Annotated in this window: 5 protein-coding genes; all 5 read left to right on the top strand. The window is 44.4% G+C overall.

The window, feature by feature from the left end:
• The first annotated feature begins 320 nt into the window (after positions 1–320).
• Positions 321–1,535, top strand: coding sequence for a pyrrolysine--tRNA(Pyl) ligase large subunit (gene pylSc / locus A9957_RS09115; RefSeq protein ID WP_292343993.1), 1,215 nt, complete (start codon positions 321–323; stop codon positions 1,533–1,535).
• A gap of 5 nt (positions 1,536–1,540) precedes the next feature.
• Positions 1,541–2,593 carry a methylornithine synthase PylB gene (gene pylB / locus A9957_RS09110; protein WP_394328859.1) on the top strand — a complete coding sequence of 351 codons (1,053 nt, stop codon included), beginning with the start codon at positions 1,541–1,543 and terminating at the stop codon, positions 2,591–2,593.
• A gap of 1 nt (position 2,594) precedes the next feature.
• Complete coding sequence (gene pylC / locus A9957_RS09105) at positions 2,595–3,677, top strand: 3-methylornithine--L-lysine ligase PylC (protein ID WP_096712292.1); 1,083 nt, start codon at positions 2,595–2,597, stop codon at positions 3,675–3,677.
• Positions 3,678–3,690: 13 nt separating this feature from the next.
• Positions 3,691–4,470 (top strand): 3-methylornithyl-N6-L-lysine dehydrogenase PylD, encoded by a 780-nt coding sequence (pylD, locus tag A9957_RS09100; protein ID WP_096712293.1) that lies wholly within the window; start codon positions 3,691–3,693, stop codon positions 4,468–4,470.
• A gap of 140 nt (positions 4,471–4,610) precedes the next feature.
• Positions 4,611–5,058 (top strand): uroporphyrinogen decarboxylase family protein (locus tag A9957_RS09095; RefSeq protein WP_292343991.1); only part of this gene is annotated, 448 nt, incomplete at its 3' end.

Here is a 5,058-nt window from a genome sequence, read left to right as displayed (position 1 = left end):
ACCAGTAGATGCCCTCAGGTATGAATGAAGTCTTTGGTATATATGAGGCGCAGAGCTTCATATATTTATTAGGCATTGTTAGGCACTGTTATTCCCATCACACACCCATAAATTTAAATACAAATTCTAAGAAATAAAGCAGATTATCATGTGGAAACCTGATCAGGTAGATCAAATGGACTCTAGATCCATTCAGCCGGGTTAGATTCCCGGGGTTTCCGCCAGTAAAATAGAAAGTGACGGTCTGGATATGTTGCAAAATTAGACGCCTCAGCAAATGTAGATATCAGAAGTCGCCCCTATAGCCGGAGCAATCCCCTATGGAAAGGAAACCACTAGATTTACTTATAGACACCAACGGAGTGTGGCTCTCAAGGAATGGGTTACTTCATGGTGTAAAGAACTTTGAGGTGTCGAGGAACCATATTCATATCACTACTGACTGCGGAAGCCGCTTTACAGTACGAAATTCCAGAAGAAGTCGCTCTGCAAGGGCGCTACGCAACAATAAATATCGCAAAGCATGCAAAAACTGCAAACTTTCCGATGAGCGTATTACTCGTTTTGTCACAAAAGATTTCGGCAGGGGAAGCCAGGCACGCGTTGTCACAGCTTCAAAAACAAAAAAGAACAAACCTCCAGAGGCAGCAGTGGTTAAAGCTGTTTCCAGCAAGGCAAATGAAATGCCGCCTGTTGCAGAGACAAAAAAAGAAAAGCCTGTAAAACCGGATTACACGCCTGCCCAGAAAAAAAGAATTACAACACTGCTTAGCCCTGCAGATGACTTTAGTTCAGTAAAAGAACTCCCGCCCTTCAAGGAGCTGGAGACAGAACTTGTCAAAAAGAGAAAGCAAGATCTGCGTCATATGTATGAGAAGGACCGCAGACATCAGCTGGCCCAGCTTGAAAGGGATATTTCCCTCTTTTTAATAGAAAAGGGGTTCATGGAAGTACGCACTTCAATCATGATCCCGGCTAAATTCATTGAAAGAATGGGAATCACAGAAGAGGATCCCCTCTACAAACAGATATTCCGGGTGGATAATAACACATGTCTGCGGCCCATGCTTGCCCCGGGATTATACAATTACCTGCACAATTTTGATAACATAATGCCCGACCCCCTCAAGATATTCGAGATAGGCACCTGCTACAGGAAGGAATCCGACGGCAAGGAGCATCTTGAAGAGTTTACAATGATTAATTTTTGCCAGATGGGCTCGGGATGCACAAGAGAAAATCTGCTGAAAATTATTGATGACTTGCTAAAATATCTGAAAATCGATTATGAGGTGATCGCGGATAATTGCATGGTGTATGGAAATACAATTGACATAATGCATGGAGACATGGAAATATCTTCAGCCGTGGTGGGACCCATTCCACAGGATCTGGATTGGGGAGTGACCAAACCCTGGATGGGCGCAGGAATGGGACTTGAAAGATTACTCAAGGTCAAGCACAAATACATAAACATCAAGCGTTCAAGCAGGTCTATATCATACTATAACGGAATTACAACCAATCTCAGGTGAACAATTTGTTTGAAAACATGGACAATGAACAGCTGGACAAATTTGCATCCTCAATAAATGAAGGATACCAGCTCAGGGACCAGGAGATAAGAGACCTGCTGGCCATAGAAGATGAAGAAGAGATGCAGAAGTTGTTCCATGTGGCACGCATGGTCCGTGATAACTTTTTTGGAAATAAGGTATTCCTGTACAGTTTTGTTTATTTTTCAACATACTGTAAGAATCAGTGTTCGTTTTGCTATTATAACTGTAAGAACAATATCCACCGCTACAGGCTTACTCCCGATGAGATCGAAAAGGTCTGCGAGGCGCTTGAAAATGATCCTGTCCACATGATAGACCTGACAATGGGAGAGGACCCTTATTATCATGACCACCCTGAAAGACTGGTCAGTGCTGTGCGGAAAGTTAAGGACAAACTGGGCCTTCCGATAATGATCTCCCCGGGAGTTGTGGGGAAAGAGACCCTCAAACAGATGTATGATAACGGAGCCGATTTCCTGGCACTTTACCAGGAAACCTATGACCAGGAATTATACAACAAGCTCAGGGTAGGCCAGGAATACGACCAGAGAATAAACTGCCGCCAGGATGCAAAAGAAATTGGTTACTGTGTAGAGGATGGGATCCTTACCGAAATCGAACCAGAAGCCGAATCAACCCTGATATCCCTCAAAGGCCTGCGTAAGTCAAATCCCAATATGGTACGTGTAATGACATTTGTACCCCAGGAAGGCACACCTCTGGCAAGCCGAGAACCCGGAAGCAGCAAATCAGAACTGAAAATCATATCGATCCTAAGACTCATGTTCCCGGACAGGTTGATCCCTGCTTCCCTTGACCTTGAAGGCATGGAAGGTATGGTTTACCGCCTGGATGCCGGAGCAAATGTTGTTACATCCATCATTCCTTCCGGATCGGCACTGGACGGTGTGGTTAACTATGACAGGGAACTGACAGAACGCAACCGTGATGCATGGAGAGTGGTGGAAAAGCTTCAGAGCATGGGAATGGAACCGGGAAAACAGGAAGATTTCAATCAGATACTGGGAAGGTAGAATGAAAACGATATGTCTGATTGGGGGCAAGTTGCAGGGCTTCGAGGTGGCTTATCTTGCCAGGAAATCCGGGATACAGGTACATCTGATCGACAGGAAAAACAAGCCTCTGATACGTAATAGTGTGGACAAGCATTTTTGCTTTGATATTACAGAAAAGCCGGAAAGGCTCATCGAATTATCCCGCCACTCAAATGCTATAATTCCGACAAATGAAAACCCTGGCACCCTTCTCTTTTTGAAAAAAATAGAACCAGAACTACATTGCCCTCTTCTTTTCGATTTTGCCGCTTATGATACCAGCATGCACAAAAAGCGTTCAAGGGAATATTTCAAATCGATCGACATACCCATCCCTTCAGATAAACCCCAATCCCCTCCTTATTTTGTGAAACCCCCATGCATGAGCAGCAGTAGGGGCGCGCGCATAATTGACAACGAAAGTGAACTGGCAGACATTGATGATTCGATGGTCATTGAAGAATATGTACCCGGACCGGTAGTTTCACTGGAAGTGGTGGGTGACGGGAACAATTTCATGATCGGTCAGCAGACACAGGTCCATATTGACCAGGAACATGATTGCCACCGGGTCACCCCGATGGAGACGGATGTAAATTTCAGGGAAATAACACACCTGCTGGCCAGCAATCTGTGCCTCAAAGGAATCATGGATGTGGAAGCAATACTCTCCCCAGAAGGAATCCGGGTTATTGAGATTGATGCACGGTTTCCCAGCCAGACACCTACCGTAGTATATCACAGTAGTGGTGTAAACCTGCTTGAATGGCTAATGGAAACTATTGCAGGAAATATAAGGGAAAACAAACCTCTACCTGTTGGCAAACAATGTAACTATGAGCACCTGATGGCATCTGATGGAAAACTTATCCCTGTTGGAGAACATGTGCTTTCAGGCGGTGATGACTACCGGCTATTCCATGAATCAAACGGGTTGGAAATATTCAAATGTTGGGGGAAAAGACCAACCTATACCCTGATATGCAGCGGCACGACCCAGCATGAGATGTGTGATAAAAGAAAAAAAGCAATTCAACTCATCAAATCCGATATGAAGCAGTAAAAGGAGGATTAATATGGCATTACTTACACCACAAGATCTGGAAGGACTTACAAAACAGCTTGAATGCAATAACAATACTATCAAAAAAGCAACCGGAATGGACATTGCTGACATATGCAAACAAATATACGGCACCACTCTTGACGGAGAAAAGGTAGGTATTGTGCCCATAACTTCCGGCAACGGTATCATTACCAATTTTTCGTCATCCCTGCTTACGATAACCGAATATTTCGGCCTTGATGGTGCCATAACCGAGCATCCTGACGTTACCGGCTACTATGAAGCTGTTTCCAGTGATGCCGATATAATACTTATGGCAGATGACCATATTTTTATTGCACATAATATGAGAAACGGCAAAATTGCAACCAATCATGTATGCACCGGAGTGGTTTACGCTGAAATCGCCTCCCGTTACAAATATGCTGACTCAAAAGATATACTTGTAATCGGCCTGGGAAGAGTGGGTTATGCCGGAGCACAACATCTTGTAAAAAGGAATTTCGATGTGTATGCCTATGACCCCGACCGGGAAACTATGGAAAAGGCTCGCAAGGAACTAGGCATCATACCCTATGATCCCGAAGAAGAACACAAGTTCTCCATGGTCCTGGAAGCTACACCAAACCCCAATACAATCTCTGAAGGCATGGTAGCAGAAAGATGCCTCATATCCACACCGGGAATTCCCTGTGGATTACCTGAAGACATTGGGGAAAGGAACGAAATCGACTTGGTAATGGAACCTCTGACGATTGGCGTGGCTTCGATGCTTTACGCGGTAATGTAAAGTAGAGAGCCCTCAAGAGCAAAACAAGTATATTGATAGCGCTTTTTTCATGAACATTTGAACATGAAAAGATATATATATGCTAAATGCGTAGCCAGATTACCTTTTAGAATAAAAATAAGTTTTAAGGAGTAAAGGTTATGGTTGAATATACACCCAAAGAGAGATTAGCACGCGTATTTGCAGGTGAAGAAGTAGACAGAATGCCTGCTATCTGTGCCACCCAGACAGGAACAGTAGAACAGATGGATGCAGTAGATGCTTACTGGCCAGAAGCTCACGAAGATCCTGTAAAAATGGCAGCACTGGCAGAAGCAGGCCACACAGTTGTAGGATTTGAAGCAGTACGTGTTCCTTTCGACATCACAGCAGAAGCAGAATTTTTCGGATGCGGAATCAAGCCAAGTACCAAGGAACAGCAGCCATCCGTTATCAGCCACGTTGTCAGCAAGGCCGAAGACCTCGAACAATTCGAAGGTTACAACATCGAAGACGGCAGGATCGGCAACGTATGTAAGGCAGTCAAGATCCTCGCAGACAAATACGGCGACGAACTTCCAATCATCGGCAGTATGATCGGACCATTCT

It is taken from the genome of Methanohalophilus sp. DAL1, from assembly GCF_001683555.1.
Classification (GTDB): Archaea; Halobacteriota; Methanosarcinia; order Methanosarcinales; family Methanosarcinaceae; genus Methanohalophilus; species Methanohalophilus euhalobius.
Note: the sequence above shows the minus strand (reverse complement) of the source record. Positions and strands in the feature narration are given on the sequence as shown.